Origin of the sequence: Limnohabitans sp. (assembly GCF_034680285.1) — a bacterium.
In the GTDB taxonomy this organism is placed as follows: Bacteria; Pseudomonadota; Gammaproteobacteria; order Burkholderiales; family Burkholderiaceae_C; genus Limnohabitans_A.
In genome coordinates, this window is sequence record NZ_JAXITC010000011.1 from 86,017 (window position 1) to 110,437 (window position 24,421).

At 58.0% G+C, this 24,421-nt stretch carries 20 protein-coding genes; 17 read left to right on the plus strand and 3 right to left on the minus strand.

Features of this window, described 5'->3' with window-relative positions; translation table 11 throughout:
* The first annotated feature begins 10 nt into the window (after nucleotides 1-10).
* The 15 genes from SWE17_RS10555 (at nucleotide 11) to SWE17_RS10625 (ending at nucleotide 15,902) form a co-directional block, all read left to right on the plus strand.
* Complete coding sequence (locus tag SWE17_RS10555) at nucleotides 11-2,485, plus strand: phage tail tape measure C-terminal domain-containing protein (protein WP_322993057.1); 2,475 nt, start codon at nucleotides 11-13, stop codon at nucleotides 2,483-2,485.
* Nucleotides 2,486-2,821: a phage tail protein gene (locus SWE17_RS10560; RefSeq protein WP_322993058.1), complete on the plus strand. Its 336-nt coding sequence runs from the start codon at nucleotides 2,486-2,488 to the stop codon at nucleotides 2,819-2,821. It begins immediately after the preceding gene.
* Nucleotides 2,821-3,540 carry a phage minor tail protein L gene (locus SWE17_RS10565; protein WP_322993059.1) on the plus strand — a complete coding sequence of 240 codons (720 nt, stop codon included), beginning with the start codon at nucleotides 2,821-2,823 and terminating at the stop codon, nucleotides 3,538-3,540. Before SWE17_RS10560 ends, SWE17_RS10565 begins: the two co-directional genes overlap by 1 nt.
* 33 nt (nucleotides 3,541-3,573) lie before the next feature.
* On the plus strand, nucleotides 3,574-4,299 hold the full coding sequence (locus SWE17_RS10570; protein ID WP_322993060.1) for a C40 family peptidase: 726 nt from the start codon (nucleotides 3,574-3,576) through the stop codon (nucleotides 4,297-4,299).
* Between the two features lie 44 nt (nucleotides 4,300-4,343).
* Nucleotides 4,344-4,940, plus strand: coding sequence for a tail assembly protein (locus SWE17_RS10575; protein WP_322993061.1), 597 nt, complete (start codon nucleotides 4,344-4,346; stop codon nucleotides 4,938-4,940).
* Between the two features lie 23 nt (nucleotides 4,941-4,963).
* Nucleotides 4,964-8,509 (plus strand): host specificity protein J, encoded by a 3,546-nt coding sequence (locus SWE17_RS10580; RefSeq protein WP_322993062.1) that lies wholly within the window; start codon nucleotides 4,964-4,966, stop codon nucleotides 8,507-8,509.
* 42 nt (nucleotides 8,510-8,551) lie between these two features.
* Nucleotides 8,552-8,998 carry a hypothetical protein gene (locus tag SWE17_RS10585; protein ID WP_283225070.1) on the plus strand — a complete coding sequence of 149 codons (447 nt, stop codon included), beginning with the start codon at nucleotides 8,552-8,554 and terminating at the stop codon, nucleotides 8,996-8,998.
* Between the two features lie 5 nt (nucleotides 8,999-9,003).
* Complete coding sequence (locus SWE17_RS10590; RefSeq protein WP_322993063.1) at nucleotides 9,004-10,356, plus strand: hypothetical protein; 1,353 nt, start codon at nucleotides 9,004-9,006, stop codon at nucleotides 10,354-10,356.
* 53 nt (nucleotides 10,357-10,409) lie between these two features.
* On the plus strand, nucleotides 10,410-11,390 hold the full coding sequence (locus tag SWE17_RS10595) for a hypothetical protein (RefSeq protein ID WP_322993064.1): 981 nt from the start codon (nucleotides 10,410-10,412) through the stop codon (nucleotides 11,388-11,390).
* 9 nt (nucleotides 11,391-11,399) lie between these two features.
* On the plus strand, nucleotides 11,400-12,323 hold the full coding sequence (locus tag SWE17_RS10600) for a hypothetical protein (protein WP_322993065.1): 924 nt from the start codon (nucleotides 11,400-11,402) through the stop codon (nucleotides 12,321-12,323).
* On the plus strand, nucleotides 12,320-13,006 hold the full coding sequence (locus SWE17_RS10605) for a putative 2OG-Fe(II) oxygenase (protein WP_322993066.1): 687 nt from the start codon (nucleotides 12,320-12,322) through the stop codon (nucleotides 13,004-13,006). Before SWE17_RS10600 ends, SWE17_RS10605 begins: the two co-directional genes overlap by 4 nt.
* A 5-nt stretch (nucleotides 13,007-13,011) precedes the next feature.
* The gene (locus tag SWE17_RS10610; protein ID WP_322993067.1) at nucleotides 13,012-14,367 is read left to right on the plus strand and encodes a radical SAM/SPASM domain-containing protein; all 1,356 of its coding nucleotides are present in this window, start codon (nucleotides 13,012-13,014) and stop codon (nucleotides 14,365-14,367) included.
* A 109-nt stretch (nucleotides 14,368-14,476) separates the two neighbouring features.
* Complete coding sequence (locus tag SWE17_RS10615) at nucleotides 14,477-14,860, plus strand: hypothetical protein (protein WP_322993068.1); 384 nt, start codon at nucleotides 14,477-14,479, stop codon at nucleotides 14,858-14,860.
* The gene (locus SWE17_RS10620; protein WP_322993069.1) at nucleotides 14,857-15,327 is read left to right on the plus strand and encodes a glycoside hydrolase family 73 protein; all 471 of its coding nucleotides are present in this window, start codon (nucleotides 14,857-14,859) and stop codon (nucleotides 15,325-15,327) included. Before SWE17_RS10615 ends, SWE17_RS10620 begins: the two co-directional genes overlap by 4 nt.
* Entirely contained in the window at nucleotides 15,324-15,902 is a 579-nt protein-coding gene (locus SWE17_RS10625) for a hypothetical protein (RefSeq protein WP_322993070.1), read from the plus strand. The genes SWE17_RS10620 and SWE17_RS10625 overlap by 4 nt, the downstream gene beginning before the upstream one ends.
* Nucleotides 15,903-15,993: 91 nt before the next feature.
* Here the strand turns inward: SWE17_RS10625 and SWE17_RS10630 are convergent, their stop codons facing one another.
* From SWE17_RS10630 to SWE17_RS10640, 3 genes are all read right to left on the minus strand, one after another.
* Nucleotides 15,994-17,112, minus strand: coding sequence for an FAD-dependent monooxygenase (locus tag SWE17_RS10630; protein ID WP_322993071.1), 1,119 nt, complete (start codon nucleotides 17,110-17,112; stop codon nucleotides 15,994-15,996).
* 6 nt (nucleotides 17,113-17,118) lie between these two features.
* The gene (locus SWE17_RS10635) at nucleotides 17,119-20,061 is read right to left on the minus strand and encodes a LodA/GoxA family CTQ-dependent oxidase (protein ID WP_322993072.1); all 2,943 of its coding nucleotides are present in this window, start codon (nucleotides 20,059-20,061) and stop codon (nucleotides 17,119-17,121) included.
* Between the two features lie 123 nt (nucleotides 20,062-20,184).
* Nucleotides 20,185-20,604 (minus strand): hypothetical protein, encoded by a 420-nt coding sequence (locus SWE17_RS10640; RefSeq protein ID WP_322993073.1) that lies wholly within the window; start codon nucleotides 20,602-20,604, stop codon nucleotides 20,185-20,187.
* A gap of 717 nt (nucleotides 20,605-21,321) precedes the next feature.
* Between SWE17_RS10640 and SWE17_RS10645 the strand changes: the two genes are divergently transcribed.
* Together SWE17_RS10645 and SWE17_RS10650 are read left to right on the plus strand one after the other, a co-directional pair.
* Nucleotides 21,322-22,599, plus strand: a complete 1,278-nt coding sequence (locus SWE17_RS10645; protein WP_322993074.1) for a dsDNA nuclease domain-containing protein — start codon at nucleotides 21,322-21,324, stop codon at nucleotides 22,597-22,599.
* Nucleotides 22,596-24,392, plus strand: coding sequence for a hypothetical protein (locus SWE17_RS10650; RefSeq protein WP_322993075.1), 1,797 nt, complete (start codon nucleotides 22,596-22,598; stop codon nucleotides 24,390-24,392). Before SWE17_RS10645 ends, SWE17_RS10650 begins: the two co-directional genes overlap by 4 nt.
* The last annotated feature ends 29 nt before the right edge of the window (nucleotides 24,393-24,421 follow it).

Here is a 24,421-nt window from a genome sequence, read left to right on the forward strand (position 1 = left end):
GGCAACCCCCATGGCTGATATCGGCTCCTTGGTCATCAAACTTGCAGCCGACACCGCCGAGTTTCAGGCCGACCTCGGGCGCAGTGCGCGCTTGCTGGACAAGCACGCCTCGGACATGAAAGCCTCGCTGCAGCAGGTCGCTGGCGTTGCCCGGACCGCTTTTGCGGTCGTCATCGGCACCACTTCGGTGGCCGCACTGCGTGACTTTGTGACCCAGACCTTGGAGACTTCGGCAGCGCTGCAAGGCCTGGCCGAGCAAACCGGGGCGAGCGCGATGGCGCTGTCAGGCTTTGCGCCCGTGGCCACCATCTCGGGCACCGCGATGGACGCCATCGGCGGGAGTCTGGCCAAACTCTCCAAAGGTCTGGCGGGTGTGGACGATGAGACGGCCGGTGCCACCAAGGCGCTGCAGTTTTTGGGCATACGGGCCAAGGATGCCAGCGGCAACCTGCGTGATCCTGCCGAGGTCATGAACGATGTGGCCTTAAAGCTCTCCGAATTTGAAGACGGCGCGGGCAAGACGGCCCTGGCCATGGAGCTCTTTGGCAAGTCGGGCGCGTCCATGCTGCCCTTCCTCAAAGACCTTGCAGAAAACCAGGACCTCAACATCCGGCTCACGGCCCAGCAGATCGAGGAAGCAGACAACGCCTCCAAGGCGCTGGCTCGCATGAAGGCCGAGACAGGCTTTGTCGCGCAGACCCTGGTCACGGCTGCGATCCCGTCAATGACAGTGCTCGCGCAGGAGCTCAAGCAGGTGCTCTTTGGCACCCAGGACGCGGTGGGCGGTATCCAGCGCCTGCGCACCGATGGTTCGCTCACCACCTGGGCGCAGAACACGGCGTACGCCATCGCCGTGGTCATCGACGCCCTGCGCGGCATTGGCCAGACCATCAAGTCGGTGATTGGCAGTTTCCAGGCGGTGTGGGCAGACATTGCGCTGGCGGGGACGTTTTTAGCGGGGGGCGAGGGGCTCAATCCATTTTCTGAAGAGAACCGCGCACGCCTCAAAGCGGCGCTAGACAAACGCAACGCCATCGTCGCGCAGGCCAACCAGAACTATGTCGAGTTGTGGGACATGCCGCTCTTGGCCGATGCGGTCACCAAACGCTTTGATGACATCCGCAAAGACACCGATGCGAGTAATTCAGAAACAACTGCACCTGCGCCCCGCAAGCGCCTGAACTACAGCACCGCCACCACGGCCGTCACAGCCTCGGCCATGGCGGGTATCGACAGCGAGCTCAAGCGTCTGCAAGGCCTGGTGGATACAGAGTCAGGCATCCTCAAGGACCGCCAACGCATCATCGACCTTTATGAAAACCAGGGCTACCTGAGTTTCAAGGAGGCCAGTGACGCCCGCTTGGCAGCGCAGCAAGATTTCACGCAAAAGCTCTCTGCCTTGTCCTCGGATGAAGAAGCTGTTTTGCGCAAAGGTCTCGACACGGTTGCTAAAACCAGTCAGGACAAACTCAAGCTCCAGGACAAGCTCCTGGAGATTGCCCTCAAACGCCAAAAGCTCGAGCGCGATGCCCAGCAATCCGACCTGGAGCGCCAGATCCGGCTGCCGGGCGAATCGCTCAAAGACCTGCAAGAGCAGGCCTCGCTTGGTCAGGCCCAGTTGCGTGCCAGCGAAGAGCAGATCAAAACCCTGCGCGAGACCGGCGCCATCAGCGAGCTGGACTCGCTGCGCCGCCTGGGCGAAGCCCGTCAGGAAAGCGCCAGTCAACTGGCCACTCTGGCCGAGCAGGCGCGTGCCTTGGCAGACGCCGCCCCCGGTAATGAAAAACTCGCCGAAGCCCTTCGCAAAATCGAGGAAGCCGCCCGCCAAGCGGCAGATGGCGCTCAACTGTTGACGCAACGGGCCAAGGAACTCTCGGATCCCGAAGCCGGATTTGCCAAAGGCATGCGCGCAGTGGCCGAAGAAGCTGAGCAAATCGGCAAGCAGATGGAAGCGGCAACTATCCGCGCCTTCAACGGCATGACCGATGCGCTGGTGGCCTTTGTGATGACGGGTAAGCTCGACTTCAGGTCGCTGGCCAACTCCATCATCTCGGACCTGATCCGCATCCAGATCCAGCGCGCCATCACGCTGCCCCTGGCCAAGGCCATGAGCAGTTTCTTTGGCTTTGCCGATGGCGGAGTCATGACGTCAGAGGGGCCATTACCTCTGCGGGGCTACGCCAGCGGCGGGATTGCCAATTCGCCGCAACTGGCGGTGTTTGGCGAAGGCTCGCGGCCAGAGGCCTATGTGCCGCTGCCCGATGGGCGGACCATTCCCGTGACCATGAGCGGTGGCGCTGCTAGCCCCATGGGCGCAGGCCATGTGTTCAATATTTCTGTGAGTGTCAGTGATGCTGGCGCAGCAGCGCGAGGCGACAACGCAGGCGGTCGTGACCTAGGTCAGGCGGTGGCCAATGCGGTGCGCCAGGAGCTGCTGGCGCAAAAACGGGCCGGTGGCTTGCTCGACAGCAGGAGGGCTTTGTAAATGGCGGTGTTCACATGGATTCCATCGCTGGGTGCCAGTCTGGCCATGCGGCCCAATGTGCGCCGGGTCGCATTTGGCGATGGGTATGAGCAGCGCCTGGCCTTTGGCATCCACACCCAAGCCGAGGTCTGGACGCTGGAGTTTCGTGGGCGGACCACACAGGACGCTGGAGCGATCGACGATTTCTTACGCGCTCGCGGGGGCGCGCAGGCTTTTGACTGGACCACCCCGGCAGGCACCGCTGCCAAGTTCACCTGCGAAGAGTGGAGCCGCTCGGTGGATGAGCCCAACGTCGAGACGGTGCGGGCGACTTTTAAACAGGTGTTTGATCTGTGATGACCGAACAAGCCACGACTTCCCAAGCGATCACCTCAGAAATCCAGAAACTCGCCCCCAGCGCCGTGATCGAGCTCTTTGTGCTGGACCTGTCGCTCTTTGGCCAGGGGCCGGTGCGCTTTCACGCGGGCACCAACGCCCTCATGCAACGCGTGGTCTGGCAAGGCCACGCCTATGAAGCGTTTCCGATCCAGGTTGAGGGCTTTGAGTTCAATGGCGGCGGTCAGGTGCCCCGTCCCCGGCTGCGGGTGGCCAACGTCACGGGCTCGATCACGGCGCTGGTGCTGAGCTACCAGGACTTGGTGGGTGCAAGGATCACCCGCAAACGGACCCTGGCCAAGTACCTCGATGCGGTCAATTTTGCGGGCGGCGCGAACCCTACAGCAGACCCCTTGGCCGAATTCGCCGACGACGTTTACTGCGTTGACCGCAAGTTGCGTGAAACGCGCGAGGTGGTCGAGTTCGAGTTGGCCGCGTCCTTTGATCTCGAAGGCGTCAGCTTGCCGCGCCGTCAGATTGTGCAAAACGTCTGCCCTTGGTCCTACCGGGGTGCCGAGTGCGGCTACACGGGCAGTGCGTATTTCAATGCGAATGACGAGGTGGTGAGCAGCAAAGCGCAAGACGCTTGTGGCAAACGACTGGCCTCTTGCCAGCGGCGCTTTGGTGCACATGCCGAATTGCCTTTCGGGGGCTTTCCGGCGGCGGGCTTGTTCCGGTGATGAATGAAATCAAGACATGAATGAAATCACTGCATGAATGAAATCAATCAATCTCTGGCCTTGGCCCACGCCGCCAAAGAGTTTCCCCGTGAAGCCTGTGGGCTGTTGGTCATTCAAAAGGGCCGCGAAGTCTATTGCCCTTGCCGCAACATCGGTGTGGGCACTGACCAGTTCGTGATCCACCCCGAAGACTATGTGGCAGCCGACCGCCAGGGGGAAATCGTAGAGGTGTTCCATTCCCACCCGAACATGCCCCCTGAGCCCAGTCAGGCCGACCGTGTGGCTTGCGAAGCCACAGGGCTGCCGTGGTCCATCGTGTCGTTCCCCGCTGGTCAGTGGGCACAAATCAAGCCCGTGGGCTATGTCGCGCCCTTGGTGGGCCGTCAATGGGCGCATGGGGTGCTTGACTGCTACGCCCTGGTGCGCGACTGGTACGCGCAGGAGCGTGGCATTGAATTGCCCGATTTTGAGCGCTTTGACGAGTGGTGGAAGCGGGGCATGAACCTGTACCTGGACAACTTTGGATCCGCCGGGTTTGGGGTTACGGATCTGACGGATCGGACGAGTCTGAAAGTGGGGGATGTGCTCTTGATGCAAGTCGCTGCCTCTGTGCCCAACCATGCGGCGGTGTATCTGGGTGATGGGCTGATCTTGCATCACTTGCAAGGCAGGCTATCGAGTCGCGATGTGTACGGCGGTTACTGGCAAAAGGTCACCACCCACGCGCTGCGGCATCCAGACCTGCATCCGCATCTTTAACCATTTCCTTTACCTCTCTTACAGCTTGCAGCACGAGTCTCGCGATGGCCACAATCCTTCTTCTCGGTGAACTGGGCAGGCGCTTTGGGCGGCGCCATCATATGGCAGTGGCTTCGGCCGCCGAGGCGGTGCGCGCTCTGTGCGCCAACTTCCCGCAGTTTGAGCGCGAGTTGGTGTCCTCTGGCGAGCGGGGTGTGGGCTACAGGGTACTGGTCGGGCGGGACGCCCTGGCACTGGAGCGCTTGCATGAGCCCACCGGCCAGCAGCGCATCACCATCGCGCCTGTGGTCTCGGGAGCGGGCGGCAACGGTCTAGGCCAGATCCTGTTGGGCGCAGCTTTGATTGCTGTGTCCTGGTGGAACCCGATGGGCTGGGCAGCCGCTGGCTCATTCTTGTCGCAAGCCACCCTGTATTCGGTGGGCACTTCCATGATCCTGGGCGGTGTGGCCCAGATGATTGCGCCCACCGCCAAAGCATCAGATCCGTCCGAGCGCCCAGAAAACCGCCCCAGTTATGTGTTCAACGGAGCCGTGAACACCACTGCTCAAGGCCATCCCGTGCCCGTGGGCTACGGCCGCATGATCGTGGGCTCGGCCGTGATCAGTGCGGGCATCGATGTCGATGAAATACCTGTTCTTTAAATACCTGTCGATGAGATCACTGCATGAATCTGATGCCAGCTTCAAATCCTTTGATCATCGGCGCAGGTGGCGGTGGCAAGTCAGGTGGCGGTAGCGCCCGTGTGGCCCAAGAAGCCGCTGACAGCCTGCGCTCCAAAGCCTACGCCCGTGTGGTCGATTTGGTGTGCGAAGGAGAAATCGAAGGCCTGGTCCAGGGCCTGCAGTCGGTCTTTCTGGACGACACGCCGATTCAGAATGCCGATGGCAGCTACAACTTTTCTGGGGTGACGCTTGAAAGCCGCCCTGGCACCCAACAGCAGGGCTACATCCCGGGCTTTGCTTCGGTAGAAAACGAGGTCTCGGTCGGCGTGGAATGCAAGTTTGCCCTGCCGGTGGTGCGATCCATCACCGACCCCGACGTGGACGCTGTGCGCCTCAAAGTGAGCATTCCCGCGCTCACCTTGCAGGACACGACCAACGGCGACTTGAACGGCACATTGGTCAGCTATGCGATCGACTTGCAGTCAGCAGGCGCTGGTTTTGTGCAGGTGCTCACCGACACGGTCTCTGGCAAGACCACTTCGCGTTACCAACGCAGCTACTACGTGCCACTGTCCGGCACAGGTCCTTGGGATGTCCGCCTTCGCAGGCTGACCGAGGACGCGACCCAAAGCAGCCTGCAAAACAAGACCTTTCTGGACTCGTACACCGAGGTCATCGAGAGCAAGCTGCGCTACCCCAACAGCGCCTTGATGGCCTTGCGGGTGGACGCCTCGCAGTTCAACGCCATCCCCCGGCGCAGCTATGAGCTCAAACTCCTGCGTGTGCGGGTGCCGTCCAATTACGACCCCGAGTCCCGTTCGTACGCGGGTGTCTGGGACGGCACCTTCAAGGTGGCCTGGACCGACAACCCGGCTTGGTGTTTTTACGATCTGGTCACCAACACCCGCTATGGCTTGGGGTATTTCATCCCTGAGTCTCAGGTTGACAAGTGGGCGCTGTACCGGGTGGCCCGTTACTGTGACGAATTCGTGCCCGATGGCTTGGGTGGGCGCGAGCCCCGCTTCACCTGCAACCTGTACCTGCAAACCCGCGAGCAGGCCTACAAGGTGGTGCAGGACATGGCTTCGGTCTTCCGGGGCATGGCCTATTGGTCGGGTGGGGCCATCACCGTCACGCAGGACGCACCCCAAGACCCGGTCTACCAGTTCACCGCTGCCAACGTCATCGACGGTGAGTTCGCCTACCAGGGCTCGTCCGCCAAAGCCCGGCACACCGTGGCCCTGGTCAGCTGGGTGGATCCGGAGGATTTTTACAGACAGAAGGTGGAATACGTTGAGGACGTCGCGGGCATCGCGCGCTACGGCGTGGTGCAAGCCGATGTGGTGGCCATGGGCTGCACTTCGCGCGGGCAGGCCAACCGGGTGGGCAAGTGGCTGCTGTACTCTGAGCAGTCCGAATCAGAAATCATCACTTTCCGCACGGGTTTGGAAGGTGCGGTGGTGCGCCCGGGCGATGTCATCCAGGTGGCCGATCCAAGTCGGGGCGGCATGCGCCTTGGGGGGCGCGTCGCAGCAGCTACCACCACCAGCGTTACCCTGGACCAGGATTTGCCAGCCGATTTGCCCTGGCGGCTTTCGGTGATCTTGCCGAGCGGAGCCGTAGAAGAGCGCCTGGTCGGAGCGACATTCGCTGCGCCCAGCGGTGATGCACACGCTCGGCGAACGCTCATGGTGACCATTCCCTTCAGCATGGCCCCGCAAACCGATGCCATCTGGGTACTGGCTTCTTCCATCATCGAGCCGCAACTGTTTCGGGTGGTGTCAGTGGCCGAGCGCGAGCCCGGTGTGCATGAAGTCACGGCTCTGGCCCACAACCCGGGCAAGTACGCGGCCATTGAAGAGGGCCTGGCGCTGCAGCCGCGCGCCATCACGGTGCTGTCGGACATGCCTGCCGCCCCCACAGCCCTCAGCATGCAAGAGAGCCTGTACCGAGTCAAAGACCGAGCGCAGGTGCTGGTGCAACTGTCCTGGGCTGAGGTGCCTAGTGCCATTGCTTACCGGCTTGCTTACCGGGTGGGCGGTGGCAATTTCGTGAGCCTGCCGCTGGTGAGCGCCAATTACGCAGAAATCCGCGATGCCCAGGAGGGTGAGTACGAGTTCAGCTTAAGGGCCATCGGCATTACCCGCAAAGAGAGTGCGCCCACCACACTCAGCGCTACGGTGCTGGGCAAGACACTGCCTCCGTCGGATGTGACCGGCTTTACCGTGCAGCGGCGCATGTCCGATCTGCTGCTGAGCTGGGACGAACTGCCCGATGCCGACCTGGCGGGCTATGAGGTGAGAGTGGGTTCCGGCTGGGACGACGCCAGATTGGTCGCCAAGACCTCGGGAACCCAGATGGTCCACGACCAGGATGCTGCAGCGCAGTACCCGTACCACATCCGCGCTTACGACACCTCGGGCCACTACAGTGCGCATGTCACCACCTTTGTGCTGACCTTGCTGGCCCCGGCCACGGTGCGACAGTTCGATGTCGTGCAGTCGGCCAACCGGCTGGAGTTTCGTTGGCAACCCAACCCAGAGCCCGAGGTGGTGGGCTACGAGCTGCGAGAAGGTGCGGCATGGGACGCATCGCTCTTTGTGGCCGAGGTCAAGTCCACCAGCTATACGCTGCCCTCAGGATTTGATGGCGAGCGTAAGTTCTGGATCAAGGCGATTGCCTCGCCCGGCATCTACAGCGACACGCCCACTTTCGTCTCGACTGTGGTGGCCCAGCCGCAAAACGCCAATCTGATCCTCGAGCGTGACGAGCAAGCAGGGGGCTTTGCTGGCACCAAGCATTTCGCCTCGGTGGTCACGGTCAATGGCAAAAACGTGCTGCGCATGAATACCGGCGCGCAAGTGGCCGAATACCTGTTTGAGCTGGATCTGGTCTCTCCCATCCGGGCGCAGAACACCTTGCTCAGCAGCCTGGGCGCTTCGGTCGATGACCGTACCACCTGGCAGGAAGCCAACTTTGTCTGGAGCGGTGACGCCGCCCGGCGGCAGTGGACCTACGACGGCGCCATCGCCAACGTGGACGCGCGGTTTCAGATGGCGCGAGAGGATGTGCTGCACCCGGGCGAGCTCTACGGATGGCGGCTCAGCGGCTCGGTGATGGGCATTGGCAATGCAGTGACGAGCCAGTCGGCGGGCGTGAGTTACGGCGATGGCCGCTACGGCAAGGGGCTGATGGTCAAGGACACCACCCAGGTGGCCTGGACTGTGAACATGCCGCAGGTGTTCCACACCTCGTTCTGGTTCATCCCCCAAGAGGTCACGACCTGCGTGATCTGGAAAGCAACGGGACCGAGCAGCGCTTTGCTGCTGGGCTATGACGAAAAAACGCAAGGCTTCTTCTTGGAAGACCATTTGTCCAAGCGCGTCACGCTGGCGTTTGGACTGGAAGCATCCGATCGGATCTGCCTGGGGGTGTGCCAGACCAGCGCAGAACGCCGCCTCTTTGCCGCCAGGATGGGCGGCGGTGTCCAGTCGGCCAGCGCACGGCTTGAGCCCGTGGGTGCGTTCAGCAGTTTGCGGCTGTATTGAGCAGGCGCTGATTTTTTTAGCAATTCAGTTTTAAGGCACCACATGATTGACGAAACCATGCAACTGCAGGGGGCGATGACCCTCATTGTTCGCCGCGCCAGTGGCGACATCGAAACCGTTCACAAAGACAACATCATCGTGAACGTGGGCTTTGATTTCATCGCCGACGCCATCGGCAAATCCGCCAGTCGTCCCTCGGTCATGGGCTTCATCGCCTTGGGCACAGGCACCACGGCGGCTGCGGCCAGCCAGTCGGCCCTGGTCTCCGAGCTCGACCGAAATGCCGCCACCTATGCCCACACTACTGGCACCAAAGCCTTCAGCTTCACGGCGGACTTCCCAGCAGGCGACGGCACGGGGGCAATCACGGAAGCCGGAGTGTTCAATGCCGCATCGGGCGGCATCATGCTCGACAGGGTGGTGTTCCCGGTGGTGAATAAGGGGGCGGACGACAGCCTGACGGCAGTGTTCACCTTCACCATGAGCTGATCGCCATGGCCGAGACGGTCACCGTAGGCGAGTCCCAAGGGCCGCGCTACACCTGGGCCAATGCCAGTTTCACTTGGGCCAGTGCCAGTGCACGTAAATCCTGGCTCACGGCTTACCCCGCTGTCTATGTGGTGGCGGTGGCGGCCACGCTGGCTTGGACGCAGGCCTCAGGTCGTCAGCATGGCAAACGCCTGACTGAAGCCCTGTCCCTTGCGGAAACCCGGCGTCATCAAGCCGCGCTGCAAAAGACGGAGTCGCTGGCGTTTGCCGACACCTACTACGACCTGATCGCCTATGTCTTGCGCTGGGTTGAGTCGCTGGGGGTGACTGAGGGCGTTGCCAAATCGAGCCGCAAGTCTGTTCAAGAAAACCTCCAAACGCTGGACGGCTTGGCCCGCTCGGCGGCCAAAGCCCTGCAAGAGAGCTTGCCTGTGAGCGAAGGCTTGTTGTGGCAGATGCGCCAAAAGCATGCAGAGAGCCTGCCAGTGGCATCGGTATCCGCGCGGGTCGCCACCAAAACAGTCGCTGAAAGGGTGGATTTGACCGATGGCCTGGATCAAGGTTTCAGCAAACGGGTCACCGAAGCGCTGAACTTTGCCGAAACCTATTACGACCTGATCGCCTTCATCCTGCGCATTGGCGAAGGTTTGGCTGTGAGCGATCAGTCCGCCAGGCGGCTTCAAAAGCCAGTCTCTGAGGCATTTACCACGAGCGATCAGTTCAGTCGTCAATCCGTCAAGCAGGTGGTTGAGGCACTGGCGTTTGCCGAAACCTTGGGCCGCACAGTGGCGTACAGGCGGCACTTGCAAGAAGGGCTGGGTGTATCGGATGCCCTGCGCCGGGCGATGCGTCTCAAGGTTCATGAAGCCCTGGAGCTTGCTGAGCAGTACCGCCGCCACGCCAACGGCGTGATCAGCGACATGATCGTGGCCAGCACCGCGATCACCGAGGCCGACTTTGCAAGCATCGTCGAAGCGGGCCATCCCCCGGGCTACACGGATTTCAGGGATTTTATTCAGGGCGATTACACCTACCAGCGCGCCTTGTTCCGCGCCATCTTGAAGTCTAGAAATTCCGACCGGGGGTTCATTGATGCGCTGCGCGTGACGGTGGATGTGCCCGATGTCTTTGATCGGGGCACTGTGCAGATCACCGATGCGCAGGCAGGTGCTGTGATTGGCTTTGCCCGAATTTTTAGGGTGCCGCCCGAGGTGACCATGACCCACAAGGGTGGCACGGTGGTCGCCATCCCGCGCCTGTCCAGTGCAGTCACCCGAACAGGCTTCACGGCAGTTTTAGAAAACACCGCTGGCGCTCGCGTGACCGGCACTTTCACCTGGATTGCGCAGGGGTACTGAGCTGCAGCCCCAAAAGTCGACAGTCCAGCAAGTCATTTGTCCACCCATTCACCATGCAAAACTTCACCGACATCCCGTCGTCGCGCACGCTGTCTGATTCGCTCATCGAGATCCTGAACAACGACAAGACGGCGATATCTTGCAACAGTGGCACCACATTTCCGACGACTAACCAGCAAGTGGGCATGTTGTGCTACCGCACTGATCAGCTCAAGCTCTACCAGCTGATCGGCACCAATCCCGACAACTGGCGCTTCATCATGGACCTGGCCAGTGGGATCGACACCCAGTTTGGAGCCAAGCTCAACGCCGCTGCGTACACCGCTGCCGATGTGCTGGCCAAGCTGCTCACTTTGGATGGCGCGGGCTCCGGACTCGATGCCGACCTGCTCGACGGTCAGCATGCCAGCGCTTTTGCATCAGCCTCACACAACCACAACGCAGCCTATCTGGGCATCAGCGCCAAAGCGACGGACGCGGACCGACTGGACGGCTACGACGCCTCGGCCTTTGTCCGCTCGGTCAATGGCGGCGGCCCTGACGCGAACGGCAACGCCACCGTCAACATCGATTTGTCGGGGCGGGTAGCGCGCAGCGGCGACAGCATGAGTGGGCGCCTGACACTGCCCAGCCAGACCGTACAGAGCACCTCGCCCACGATCGACTTTTACGACACAGATCAAGGCAGTACCCGTTATCTGCACGTCAACAGCAACCTGATGGGGTTCCTCAAGACAGACGGCAACTGGGACATGTACATGAACAACGGCGGCTCCATGTGGACCGCCAACTACGGCTGGCTGCATGACTACTTCTTTGCATCGGTAGGCAATTGCGTGCGTCCAATCAGCTCCAAGGTGACCTCAGGAAGTCCCACGGCCTTTCAGTTGGGCGAAGAAAACGTCATCAACTGCTATGGCAGCGGTCCGCACTACCTCATCAACCATGAGCTCATGGACAACGGCGGCCAGATTTCTCATCGCATGGTCCGGTATTACACAAACTGCAACTGCAACTGTCAGTGCAATTGCTAGGAGGCATCTATGTTCCGCAAAGCTGTATCCAGCATGTCGTATCCAGTTTTCCTGGAGCTGGTGGTCACCGAACGGATTGTCTGCCTGACCGCCTACACAGAAATTGAGAAGCACATCTTTGAGGCCGATGCTGATCCGGGTGACGATCAATCCGAAAGTATCCGGTCACTGCGCTTTGAAGGGCATTTTTTGCCTGGTCAATTGCCACCCAAGGCTACAGGGGTTTATCACGACCGCCTGCCATGCGTGCAGTTGGGTAAACCGTTGGTTCTGGGTGAATCGCTTTCACAGGGCATGGCAGGGCGCTATTTCAAAGCAGCTTCGTATTCATTGCTTGATCTTGACGATCCATCCATCCGCAGCGGAGAAAAGTCTGATGCTGCAGTCTGGGTGTGTGGTGTGGACTATGAAGGCAACCTGCGCCCGTTTTACAACGCGATTGCTTTTGAAACGTCCACCAAGATGCACCCGATGCGCTCGGTCAGAAACCTGGGGACACCCAGCAATCTGTTCATCTACCAACCCTTTGCGAGCACACCGTTGACCCAGTGCAGCATGACGCTCAAATACAACCTTTCGCTGGGCTACAGAAGCAGCGTGCAAGGTTTCGTCGAGGCTCAGGATTACAACTACTTGCCAGATATGGACGAGGCCTTCCCTCGGTTGGAGTTGATTTCTGGCGGTGGAGAGATTGGAGCGGGTGGGCAGCAGCAGGTCACTGTCCAAGTGGTCAGCGCCGAGGGCAGGGACGCCACTTTGTACCTGGAGGAAACAGGGGGTTATTTGCCCATGCGCCGGGTGCGAAGTATCAACGGTAAAGCCTCATTCAAGGTCCATGCCCTGGGATTGGTTGCAGGTGACGCCTTCAAGATCAAGTTGGGTTTCAGAAACTACTCCGGGCTGCTGGACGTTCCCTTTGAGGTGGTTGCATGAAGATCACCAACCACTGGGTTACGCCCATTGCCGAGTTTGATCTGGCACTGCCACAGCCGATGCGTCAGCAGCTGATGGCGCTCCTGCAACGCAAAGAGGCAGATCGGGACAAGTTATCCGAGTCTTCACCAGACTTTTTCAGATTCATGCAGTCCAAGCAGTTTTACGCTTCGACACATTACAACCTGTTCTCAGAGGCTAACCAGCACCCCGAAAAGAACGCCATCCTTTCCTTCGAGCTATTGGCCTGTAATGCTTATCGGCAATACCTGAGACAAGCCTTGAACATCGAGCAAGCAGATGAGTTGAAGCTTGTGGGCAGGTGCTTTGGCAATGTACAAATAACAGGTGGCAGGACCTTTCCGCACTATCACCAGTCTGTCGATCACGTCCTGATCCATTACCTGGACATTCCTGACCACAACGACCCCGAGCTGGGTAAGTCACACCGCCACGGCACGCATGCCTTGCTGCTGCAAGACCCGCGTGGTGCTGTGAACTATCCCTATTGGGAAAAAGTGCTCTCCATTGCCCCTTGCACCGGCAAAACCATTATTCACCCCGCCTACGTCTGGCATGAAACCAACCCCTACAGAGGGCAGGGCACGCGCATGTGCCTGGTGGTGAATTTTCAGATAGCCAGTCACAGCTACATCGAGCTGCACAAAGAATTGAGGTTTTGATGACCATGTTCACCATTCACGCCTTACGCCAAGACGGCCAGAAAGTCTTGCTGCACTACGACAACCAGTTGTCCACGCTGACATGGCAGGACGGCACACCCGTGGTGCCTGTTCAGCCCGGCAATTTCCGGGATGCCACGGTGGTGTCGGTCAACCAACCCGGCCGCAAGGGCAATGTCCGTATTCTCAAGATCAGCCTGGGTCTGTCCTGCAACTACGAATGCAGATACTGCAACCAGCGCTTTGTGCCGCGTGCGGATGCGAGCAACCCGGATGACATCGAGTCGTTCATCGCTCAACTGACTGATGCGCTGATTGAGCCACCCGAGCGCATCCAATTCTGGGGTGGCGAGCCCCTGGTGTACTGGAAGACGCTCAAGCCGCTGGCTGAACGTTTGCGTGGTTTGTATCTGGATGCTCAGTTCAGCGTCATCACCAATGGCAGCTTGCTCGATACGGACAAAAACGAGTGGCTCGACCGCATGGGATTTTCTGTGGGCTTGTCGCACGACGGTCCAGGCCAGTCGACCCGTGGCCCCGATCCGCTGAACGATCCCGAAAAATATGCCGCCATCATGGACCTGTATGCCCGCTTGCATCCTCAGGGGCGTATCAGCATCAACGCCATGGTCCATGCCAGCAACCAAAGTCGGGCGCAGATTCAGGCATGGATTCAGCAGCGCTTTGGCCAGGATGTGAACATCGGGGAGGGCGCTTTTATTGATCCCTACGACGAAGGCGGCTTGGCAGCAACCTTGCAAACCCAGCAGGACCATGTGCGTTTCAGGGCCTTGGCCTACAAAGAACTGCGCCAGGGCCTGGCTTCGCGCATGTCGGTGGCGCAGCAGCGCATCATGGACTTTGTGCAGTCTATCCGCACCGCACGCCCGGCATCCTCGCTGGGCCAAAAGTGCGGCATGGACAAACCGGACAACCTGGCGGTGGACCTGCACGGCAAGGTGCTCACCTGCCAGAACGTCAGCGCAGCAGCCACTGCGCCCAATGGGCAGCCCCACCACATTGGCTATTTGTCCAATTTGCAGGCAGTCAAGATGCGCAGCGCCACGCACTGGAGCCACCGGCCCGATTGCCCCAGTTGCCCGGTGCTGCAACTGTGCAAGGGCTCATGCATGTTTTTGCAAGGACCGCTCTGGGATGCGGGTTGCGACGCAGCCTACTCGGACAACGTGCCGTTTCTGGCTGCAGCCATCGAGTACCTGACGGGTTGCATTCCGTACTACATCGACGGCGACTTTCGTGAAGACCGCAAAGACATCTTCGGGCAGGTCCATGGAGTCCCCGAACAAAGTGCCAAACGCGTGATTCCAATCCTGGCTTACGACCGAACTGTCGCAGCCTGAGTCCAAAAACAATTCGTTCGACAGTCAATTCAACAGTCTATTCAACAGTCAACCCAACACACACCCGCCTAGCTTCGGTCAGCGCGGGTTTTTTAATTTGGAGAAACGTATGCCCGAACCGACAAGCTCAGGCGTGGCAGGGGCGGCCGTCGCCTACAAGGCCTTTGGCGGCACCGCTGCGGCGGTAGCCAGTGGGGCAACTTTGGCCGCCGTGGTGGTCATGCTCATGACGCCGCCACGTGACAAACGCGAGTGGGCCGTAGGGCTCATCAGCACAGTGGTCTCCAGCATTGGGGGTGGGGCCATCACGGTGGAGCATTTTCATTTGCACCACTGGGCGTTTTCTACGGTGGGCCTGTGCGCCCTGGGTGGGCTCATGTTCGCCTGTGGCTTGCCCGGCTGGGCCTTGGTGCGCTGGGTGTTCAACTTCATCGGCCAGCGCCGCGATGCCTCCATTGATGAGGTAGCCAAGGACGTGAAGGAGCTGTTGTGACACCGCAAGACTTCATCGCGCTCATTGGTCCAGCTGCCCAAGCCAGCCGCCTGCAGACAGGCATCCCCGCCAGCTTCGTGGTGGCCCAAGCCGCTCTGGAATCCGGCTGGGGTGAGTCGGGCCTGGCCAAGCGGGCCAAGAACCTCTTTGGCATCAAGGCTGACCGCAGCTGGACGGGCCCGCGCATCACCCTCAACACCCGAGAGTTTCTGAACCAGCAGTGGGTGGTCATCCCGGCGGACTGGCGTGCCTACCCCGATTGGCAGGCCTGCTTGGTGGACCACGGGCAATTTCTGCGCCGCAACAAACGCTACGCCGCCTGTTTCGCCTGCACCACAGGCAAAACCTTTGCCCAAGCCGTGGCCAAGGCGGGCTATGCCACCGACCCGCGTTATGCAGACAAGTTGATCGCCATGATCGAAAAATACCAGCTCGAAGCGCTGGACCTGCCGCCGGAGGCCACATGAGTGCATGGTTACTCCAACGGCTCAGCGCCTTACCCCTGCGATGGATCGTCTCAAGCCTGCTGGCTGCGGGCTTGTTTTGGGCTGGCTACCGGCAGGGGCAGCAAGGGGTTCAGCAAGCGTGGGATGCTGAGCGATTGCAGCGACAAACCGCCGCCTTGCAGCAATCCCTGCAGGTGGCCCAGGTTCAAAACCGGCAAGAACAGATCAACCAGCGCATCACCACCGACCATGACACCCGCAAAACCCAACTTCAGCGACTGTGGCAGCCGCAACAAAAATCCAGCTCGCCTGTGTTTTTATCGTCTGTGCCTGTTGGCGAGTTCACTGTCTCTGACAGCTTGTGCCAGCCCACATGCAGTTCCGATAGTCCGTGCCCCGTGCCCTTCCATGCCCAGCCTGCCACCGGTGTTGATGCAGCCGCCGCCCACGCTGTACCTGATCCCGCCATCGCTCAGATCCCCGTGAGCTGCGAACAATTGGCCAGTGACGCCGCACAGGCCACGCTCATGGTCTTGTCATTTCAGCGGTGGTATGCCGAACAGGTCAAGGTCAAAGTCAAAGAGGCTCCCCCTTAGCTGAACAAAAAATATTGCTGCTGAATTTGCAAGTGGCTGTGATCAACCGTGATGTGCAGAGATGTCACTCCGCTCAATTAAAAATTTGGAATCAAAAAACGCCACCTTTTTGTCTTCGAAGCCAAAACGGTGATTGTGGCCAGCGTTTTTGGTCTGTATACCAGCTAGATTGATTGTTTGTATAGGTATTCCATATTTCTACCAAAGCATTGTTGTATTCGTTGACTTGATATCTAGGTTGGTTTCTTTTGAGTTCTTCAAATACAAACGTGGATGCGGCAAGTCCGGTATAAAGTGAATTGAAGATGCCTTGAGATGAAAGGGGGTCGAAGCTCATGGCTGCGTCCCCAACGGCTAGCCAGCGATGTCCCGCGTATTGTGGCAATGTGGCGCTGTTTGCTGCACAAAAGCCATGCTTTAAGTCTGATTTTGTAAAAGATGTTTGGCCCAGGGTTTGCGCTAGGCCTGACAATTGTTGCGCACGCTTGAGTAATGCGATGTGGCAATGAGCGTCTTTAGCAGAAGTGAGATCCGCATCGGTGTAAAAAGCCAGGAGCCTTTGCTGTTTGGGTAGCACAGAGGTGTACCACCAACCTTCACTTTCTGCGTAGATTTCACTTTCCTGCTCGGCTGATTCGCTGAGTTTGCCAATCATCCATCCACAAGCGAGCTTGTCCATGGTTTTGGGAGAATAACCAAGCCGTTTGGCAACGAATGATTTACGTCCAGTGGCATCAACAAGCCAATTGGCGTTGATTTGAACTCGCCTGCCATCAACTTCGATTTCGACAGACCACATCTCGCGGTAGGATTGAAAATTGATGTCATTCAAAGCAGAGCATTTCAAAAATCCAGCCCCACGAACGCGTGCTTGCTGCAACATCCATTCATCAAATCGATGTCGATCCAAATGCCAACCATGTCCATCCAAGTTCCGTATTGAATCGTTGAAATGGGCTTCGGAACTTCCCCAGTGCGACTTACTTAATCGGTGAGGCTGATGCTCTTCATTCAGGAAAGATGACCATAAGCCCATGTCCTGCATGAGTCTTGATGCGGCTGCAGGTAAAGACTCACCTACAGCCTTTGTCGTGGGTTTTTGGTGCGTCACGACCAGCACCTTGTAAAAAGGTGCCAGATTCAGTGCAACCGTACAGCCTGCAGGACCAGCCCCTACCACTAACACATCAACACGGATCTGGTCCTGCATCCGGACTCACAAGCCGCGCGGGAAGCGGCGAACCTTCTCAATGGTCATTAGATCTACTGAGTCAGGGTGAACTTCTCCAGCAGCGCCATGTACAGCTTCAGCATGGTGTTTGGCAGGTGCATGTTCGCCACTCACGATTGGCCTGTGCTCATCCTCTACTTGAATCACAGCCGGAAAATTTAAGCGGTCTTCCGGTCCTTCTCTTACTTCCACAACGCCCATGTGATCAAAGTGAAGGATCATGTTGTTGATCTGGTCCGTGTATGAGCTATCGCCAAGTGGGGCCGTCCAAGCTGCACGGTTGGCAAATGCCTTCATGCGTTCACCTAAAGATTTGGTTGTGTCCATCACGATGTCGTAGTTCTGCTTGGTCAGCACCTGGTTGGGGACACGCGCAGGCCAAAAACTTGGTACATACGGGTCGTACGCCTTGTCATATCCAGATCGGCAACTTGCAGTGTCTGTTTGCCACGGGACGGCCATCCAACGGGTAATACCGCCCGCTTGCTGCCCGCTGAAAGGACCGTTTGGAATAGTAATCCAGTCGCTGCTCAACACCTCGCCTATAGCCGGAGCTATCCAATTTTTGGGGGCATGGGCAAATCTGAATGGGCCCATGTACATGGTCTTGATACGCACAGGCCATGTCATTTCACATCCTGGGTGAAACGCATCAGCCAGGCAAAAATCCAATGCGGCACGCGTCAAAGTGTCCCCCTGTGCTTCGAGTGGCACGTCTTCTATACGCCGAGGTGTGGGCTGCTCTGGATCGTAGTCCTCAACGAAATCGCCATTCGCCCATTGCTGCAGAAATGCAAGTTGTGTTGCTGTCAGCGACGAATTTTGCAGCGGGGTGTGTGCTGCTGGTACAGACATGGCGTCACCATACAACCAGGGCCACGGCTTGGGTGACCATGCGTCGACGTTATTGTTGCGGAACTGATTGGCAATGGTTTTGCGCAGCTCTCTGAATGCCGGCGATGCACTCGACAATCTGGCCACCACATCTGGGCTGGTCAAGTCATTAGCGCCCTTCCAGCCGAATCCTGCTGCAAAACCATTGTTGACCCATTGCAAGCCACTGAGTCGTTGGAACAGCGGGTAAATGTCAAGCGTAAAGCTGGGGCGAGAGGGCATGGGCAGCATGCCGTTGGTGATGGCCACATCACGCATCAGGTCCCACATCGTGCGAACGGTTTTAAGCTCTGGACCATAGTTGGGTGGAGCTACCACTACCCACGCCGGGTCAACCATCAAAGTCAAGCCCTGATAGTTCACGGTCGCGGTCACGGGCCCGTCGGACACATCGTCATGCCAGCCTTCGTTGTTCCCGAACGTGATCGCCTTGCTATTGTTGTAAGACGATGAGTGACCATATCCCCCAAGCACAATCAAGCGGCCATCATCATCAGTTTGGATTTCACCCAGATAGACAGGTTTACCCATGAACTGGCCATCGTCAAACCGCTTGGCCTTTGCACCCTTGCCCTTCACCTTCTGAGGTTTGGGGCTGATGGTCAACAAGTCTCTGTCTGGCACACCTGGATTGCGCAAAGTCGTGGGTGGTGCAGAAGCCGCTTCGGGGATATCCAGAGCAAGTTGAAAACCGTACCAGGCAGCTTTTTGATTGGCCAGTTGCACATCCCATTCAATGTCTGCGTTATCTGCGGTCAGCTCGCGCACTATCTGACCTTTGGCATTTAATCCGTAAATGCGGAATCTGGCTGCCTGGCGCTTGAGGCGATGGTGTGAATCACGGTAAGAGCCAGGCGGCAAGGGCGCTGGATCGGGGACCTCCGGCCCAAGGAACCATTCATCCGGACTGTTTCCCACGCGTGCTACGCCTATGGAAGGGTAAATCGCGGCTTTCACAATACAGGTGTCTGCTGGACCAAGCATTTGAATAGCGGGTTCGGCTGTCGCCTCATTCACTTGGTGAAAAGGACATGCCGATGATGCTGGCCTGGGTTCGGTAGGATCTTGAAGCGGCTGACCATTTGCTTCGTGTCGCAGGCGGGCACCTTCGCGATAAACCATTTTTCGAGCCTCAGCAATCGAACCTACAGGGGCTTGATCGGGCGGCACCCGCCAGATGTTGAAACTCAGCCCCTGGCCGTATTCAGACTGACCGCGCAGAGTAATGTCCTGCTTGGGCAGCGTGATCGTTGCCACATGTACAAAGGGACTTTCTGACTCTGGCCATTCCACCGTGGCTTGATCCAATGGCATCGATTCTGGGTTGGTCCGCAGTTGAACCATGAATTTGAACTCGTAGGTGTCATGCGACAGACGATTACACATGTCCACGGCCAAGTAATCGGCTTGATCATTGGGTACGTTTTCTGGCGGCGTGACGGGGTCTAATCGGTATTTCACATATCGATCTTTTCCCGCCATGAAAGGCAAAATTGCCCAATAAGTTGTCGTCAGTACGCTACCTTCCACTTTGCCCATCCGATTCAGAATGGTCGCTGTCTTAGGGTGTTTATGGAGGTAATCGGGGTATTCTTTTTGCACAACTCCCGCATAGGTGAACTCCGTCATTTCCTGTGCGTTGTCCACAAAAAAGACTGGGAAGTTTTGCATGATGAAGTCGGCCGTATCGCCCTCATCTCCGAGCGCTTTAGGTCCAGGGACGCCGAAAAGCTTGATGCCAACCCCTAGTGTCGACTTCAAATCTGGCGATGTGGGTGTTGCATCGCTCGAAAAGCGAACCCAGGCCTGGAGGCGTTCGTGGTTAAAGATGCCGACCTTCAATTTGTCTGGAATATTCGGTTGCAAAACCCACTCTGCACTGGCTACCCCATGTAGCTTTCGAAATACGGCCCGCTCAGCAGGCCGTTGTCCAAGTTGAATGCGTCGGTCTTGCGCAATGCCGACGAACATTTCTGTCAATCGTTCGGGTGCTTCCGCTGGATTGTCAAAGCAAGGAGAGATAGGGTATTGCATGCATGAACCTCTTGAGAAATGGGTACATACATTCGATCCGAAACGCTATAAAAATACACCTACCAAATCCAATAGGTTACCAACAGTTTTGAGTCTGCATTGTTGACCAATAGTTGAAGCCTGTTACGCGTGACGTTCTTCCTTCCGAAGATGCGCATTGATCAACACAGGCTGGATATCAGAAAGACTTAGGGCCTTAGAAAATTTTCGAACGTTGCAACTGAATTCCATGTGCCCTGTCAACCAGGCCTTCAGAGGAATATGATGATTTTCGATGATGGCAGATGAAGACCCCTCGTGGACCGACGTGCACAAGCGCAGTTGAGCAGCCATGCCAGAAGGGATAGTTACACATGGAGATACGTGCACAAAATCAATCTTTGCACCACTGCATTGCATGGCCATCTGAGCGCTGTTCAGCTCGATGGGAACTGGCGAAAGATTAATGAGCTGCAAAAATATTTGTGCCGAAGCTACTGGTCCAAGATCTAATTGCACGGATTCACCACGAGGCAATACATCACAGTAGACTAAGTCGGCCATACGCTGAGGGGTGTAGTAGTGCCGATACATGAATCCGGGCAGGTATCGAACCAACACCTTGGCTACGCTGTAAATTGGAAATGAGGTCACCAAAATTATCTTTTCTTTAGCGGTTTAAAGCTTGTTTGACTGAGTATCTAGGTTAGACGTGAATGTGAGTGACCATAAAAGCTAATAAAAATGGTAGGTAAAACTGGGTTGTAAATCTTGCGGAGAAAAATAGAATCAGCAAAGATAATGTGCCGTCGAAAATTCGAAATCTGTTCATTTATGTGTGAAAGACAGATTGGAATCCCAATGAATACCTGCATTAGGCTGGCTGCAGTCTTTCAATTCAGGCCGGCCAATGTCGGCGGTCCCCAAAACCTGCCTCTCAAAAGCGCTAGCTGGGCGAAGCGAGCAGGTCGCCTCATAAGACTGTCAGCCATCCACACTTTTTTGGATGTGCTGTCCCGTCAAATTGCTGCACCAGCCAGCGACCGCGGCCATGGATCTCGAACTGGTGCTGCCGACCCACAGGAGGCAGTCCAGGCTCGAAACGAGCAACACAAGACCAGACAATCAGCACGAGGTCATGCAGTCGACACGTCCCGCCGCATAGTTGTTTGCGCACGGCACCCCTAGTGGGCCAAGTATGAATCCCGTAGCCGCGTAAACATTTGCAGTTAGCTACTCCGCACCACCGATTGCGTTACCCAATTGTTGTAAGCTCTATCCATGAAAAACGCGAGCTCAGGCGGGGAACCGAGCCTTCACGACGTCCTCACCTTGTTCAAAGACAGGAGCGAAGACGAGACTGGAGGACAGCATGCTGTCCGTGGGTTCAGCTTTCAGGTGTGGCAAGCCGTGCTTGAGACACTGAAGGCACATGCGACCGGCGAGGACTACGCCGTCGTACTTGAATGGCAGGAGGACATCGCTGTTCTCAACTCATCCACGCAGCCCACGCGCGTTACGTTTATCCAGCTCAAAAAAAACGAGTCGACGCACCACTGGACCTTGAATGGGCTGCTGGCTCCACCATCGGCACCTCCGGCAAAACTAGTGCAGGCCACCATAGACGAGACAGACTCTCCAGCCGCACCAAAGCGTCGGCCAGCCCTTCGTCTGCGTAAGTCGGGACAGTCCACGCTGGCCAAGCTGTACTTCCACCGACAGCGCTTTTCCACGCTCACGCCGCCTCCGGAACTCGTCTTCGCTTCGAACGCACCGTTCTACGTTGGCGTCGGGGACGATGACCAAAACGAAACGGTGACCGCAATTGAGCTATGCGACTTGCCGGCCGCATCGGTTGCCAAGGTCCAGGAAGCTTTTCGCAAGCAGCTCGAAGTGCCTGAGAACGAAGCGATTGCCCTTGATTGCTTCCGCCTGACAGTGACCAACTGCCCCACTGAGGAAGCCCACAAGTTTGCCATTGGCGAGTTGGTGGAGCTGTGTCAGCTCAAGAAAATTGAGCCGCAGGTCAATGCCCCGTTCATTGCCATATGTCTCGTGGCGTCGTACGTGCAGCAGCGAGCCGGCAAACGAGCCTATGCCAAGGACTTCCCCGGCTTGCTTGAGCGCGCAGTTACGAGGGCTGATGTGACGCAGTACTTCGCTGCGGCCAACGACACCCACGTCCGGACGCAAGACCTGGTCGCGCAGGTCATCGCCCGGCTGAACGCCGAGGCGGCTGATTACGAGATAGTCCAGGAGATGGAGGCTGCAGTGAACACCGCTTGCGCGGAAGTCACCAATCGCGCTAGCGTGGTCTGGCTCACTGCCAGAGCGCTGGTCGACCTGTACGTCAAGAACCACCAATACAAGGCGAACGGAAACCTCAAGACTCGACTGCCGGCGTGGCTGGCGGACCTCCGCGCGATGAAGGTTCGGCACTCACACCTTTATTCCAATGGCTTCCTCTACTGCCTAATGGCGATGACTCTCAAAAATGCACAACCACTCCGACACCTTTCAACTGCTGCGCCTGGTTCGCAACCTGAGGCAACATCATGAGCCCCATCGTGGTATTCAACGAGCTTTGGCTGCTGTCCGAAAGAGACGCGAGCGCGAGGCAGCTGAAGTTTCACCCTCGACGCAACCTGCTGTCGGGAAGTAACGGCACAGGCAAGTCGCGTGTACTGAAGCACCTGGTCTGGGCGCTCGGCTGTGACCCGGCAAGACGTGCCGCCGGCGAGTTCGACTCAAACGTGGTTGCCGCCCTTGAGCTGTCTGTTGGCTCGTCGGGAAAGTTCACTCTCCTGAGACAAGGCCGCAAGCGCGCCGCATTCGACGGGCTGGGCCTCCTTATTTTTGCGACCGAGTCCAGCTCGAAGTGGAGTGAGTTCTTCTCTGAGACCTTCGGCTTCAAACTGATGCTTCAGCGTAAGGAGGAAGGTGAGTTCGGATTGGCTGGGCCCGACTACTCCATGCTTCCGTTCTATATCGACCAAGACAGCGGATGGGGCCCGAAATGGGCGACCTTTCCGTACCTGGGCCAGTTCGTTAAATGGCAGGTGCCGCTCTTCTCGTCATTCACTGGCTTGAAGACCGCGTCCTACCTCGAGGCTCAGGCGCATCGAGACCGGTCGGCCGCTCAGATTAAGACCGCCAAGGTGCACTTAAAGCTACAGGAGACCTCCTACAAGCGAGTAGTAGAGATGCTGCCAGCGGAGACGACCACCATTGACGAAAGCCAGTTCGCGCGCGAGTTGCGCGAGGTGTCGGAGTTGACGAAAAAGTTGCGCGACGAACAAGACGAGGTGCGCGCGGACCTGTTCAAGCTTGCTCAAAGGCGGCAACAGCTTACGGCCGAGTTGAACATGGCCCTTGCCAGCGAACGCGAACTTGTCGAGGACCAAGCATTCCTCGCCGACTATTCAGATGACGAGCCGTTGGTCTGCCCTACTTGCTCACACGTCCATACAGCGACGTTCCACGCACGACAGGCGCTTGCCACCGACGCGCACGATATCCACGAAGTTGTCATTCGGTTGCAAACAGCACGAGACAAGCTGCAAGGCGATGAGGCGGCACTCCAAACCAAGCTTAATGCTGTTGCCGAGCGACTACGCTCGTTAAACGAGGCTCTAAAGGTTCAGCGCGACGGACGCCCCGTGGCTGACGTCGTGGTCGCCAAGAGCCTGTCCGTACTCAAGGACGCCTACGACGTCACGCGCCGCGACCTCGCAGCGGAGCTCGACATCGCTACCGAGGAGCTCCAAGAGTACGACAGCAGACTAAAGGATCTGGCCGACAAGGAGCGAGAAAAGCGGATTCGCGCATCTTTCAAGGAAGACCTGATTTTCTACGCCGATATGCTCGACATCGCGAAGGTCGAAATCGCGTCGAAGGTGACGATTGGCACGCGCTCGCCGAACTCAAGCGGGAGCTACGCGCCACGCGCAGTATTGGCGAACCACCTCGCGCTGCTGTCGGCGCACTCGAAGTACGGCAACGGCCCCACGTTCCCGTTCATCGTCGATACACCGCAACAATCCGGTCAGGACCCTGTGAGCCTCGGGCGGATGCTCGACACTATTCTGAAACGAGCTCACTCGGGTCAAACCATGGTTGCGACTGAGTCGATTCCAGATAACTGGGTACCGCCTGAAGATTGCAGCATCCTGGAATTTGGCGCCAAGCGCCACGTCCTGCTGGAGGAAGCTTTTCGTCCAGGCGTCGAGGCGCTCAGCGGTATGGTCAAGGCAATGCTCGACGAACTACTGAAGCAAGCACCTGTTCGCGACGAGCATCTCCAGGACGGCGACATTCCTGTTCCTGACGCCGGAGACGATGAGGATGAATGACCCGTCGCCAGGGTTGCGATGCAGCGGGA

What these genes read in the sequence shown, in the direction of transcription:
- SWE17_RS10555 (WP_322993057.1), top strand. Translation starts at nt 11, where the DNA reads ATGGCTGATATCGGCTCCTTGGTCATCAAACTTGCAGCCGACACCGCC.
- SWE17_RS10560 (WP_322993058.1), top strand. Translation starts at nt 2,486, where the DNA reads ATGGCGGTGTTCACATGGATTCCATCGCTGGGTGCCAGTCTGGCCATG.
- SWE17_RS10565 (WP_322993059.1), top strand. Translation starts at nt 2,821, where the DNA reads ATGACCGAACAAGCCACGACTTCCCAAGCGATCACCTCAGAAATCCAG.
- SWE17_RS10570 (WP_322993060.1), top strand. Translation starts at nt 3,574, where the DNA reads ATGAATGAAATCAATCAATCTCTGGCCTTGGCCCACGCCGCCAAAGAG.
- SWE17_RS10575 (WP_322993061.1), top strand. Translation starts at nt 4,344, where the DNA reads ATGGCCACAATCCTTCTTCTCGGTGAACTGGGCAGGCGCTTTGGGCGG.
- SWE17_RS10580 (WP_322993062.1), top strand. Translation starts at nt 4,964, where the DNA reads ATGAATCTGATGCCAGCTTCAAATCCTTTGATCATCGGCGCAGGTGGC.
- SWE17_RS10585 (WP_283225070.1), top strand. Translation starts at nt 8,552, where the DNA reads ATGATTGACGAAACCATGCAACTGCAGGGGGCGATGACCCTCATTGTT.
- SWE17_RS10590 (WP_322993063.1), top strand. Translation starts at nt 9,004, where the DNA reads ATGGCCGAGACGGTCACCGTAGGCGAGTCCCAAGGGCCGCGCTACACC.
- SWE17_RS10595 (WP_322993064.1), top strand. Translation starts at nt 10,410, where the DNA reads ATGCAAAACTTCACCGACATCCCGTCGTCGCGCACGCTGTCTGATTCG.
- SWE17_RS10600 (WP_322993065.1), top strand. Translation starts at nt 11,400, where the DNA reads ATGTTCCGCAAAGCTGTATCCAGCATGTCGTATCCAGTTTTCCTGGAG.
- SWE17_RS10605 (WP_322993066.1), top strand. Translation starts at nt 12,320, where the DNA reads ATGAAGATCACCAACCACTGGGTTACGCCCATTGCCGAGTTTGATCTG.
- SWE17_RS10610 (WP_322993067.1), top strand. Translation starts at nt 13,012, where the DNA reads ATGTTCACCATTCACGCCTTACGCCAAGACGGCCAGAAAGTCTTGCTG.
- SWE17_RS10615 (WP_322993068.1), top strand. Translation starts at nt 14,477, where the DNA reads ATGCCCGAACCGACAAGCTCAGGCGTGGCAGGGGCGGCCGTCGCCTAC.
- SWE17_RS10625 (WP_322993070.1), top strand. Translation starts at nt 15,324, where the DNA reads ATGAGTGCATGGTTACTCCAACGGCTCAGCGCCTTACCCCTGCGATGG.
- SWE17_RS10630 (WP_322993071.1), bottom strand. Translation starts at nt 17,112, where the DNA reads ATGCAGGACCAGATCCGTGTTGATGTGTTAGTGGTAGGGGCTGGTCCT.
- SWE17_RS10635 (WP_322993072.1), bottom strand. Translation starts at nt 20,061, where the DNA reads ATGCAATACCCTATCTCTCCTTGCTTTGACAATCCAGCGGAAGCACCC.
- SWE17_RS10640 (WP_322993073.1), bottom strand. Translation starts at nt 20,604, where the DNA reads ATGGCCGACTTAGTCTACTGTGATGTATTGCCTCGTGGTGAATCCGTG.
- SWE17_RS10645 (WP_322993074.1), top strand. Translation starts at nt 21,322, where the DNA reads ATGAAAAACGCGAGCTCAGGCGGGGAACCGAGCCTTCACGACGTCCTC.
- SWE17_RS10650 (WP_322993075.1), top strand. Translation starts at nt 22,596, where the DNA reads ATGAGCCCCATCGTGGTATTCAACGAGCTTTGGCTGCTGTCCGAAAGA.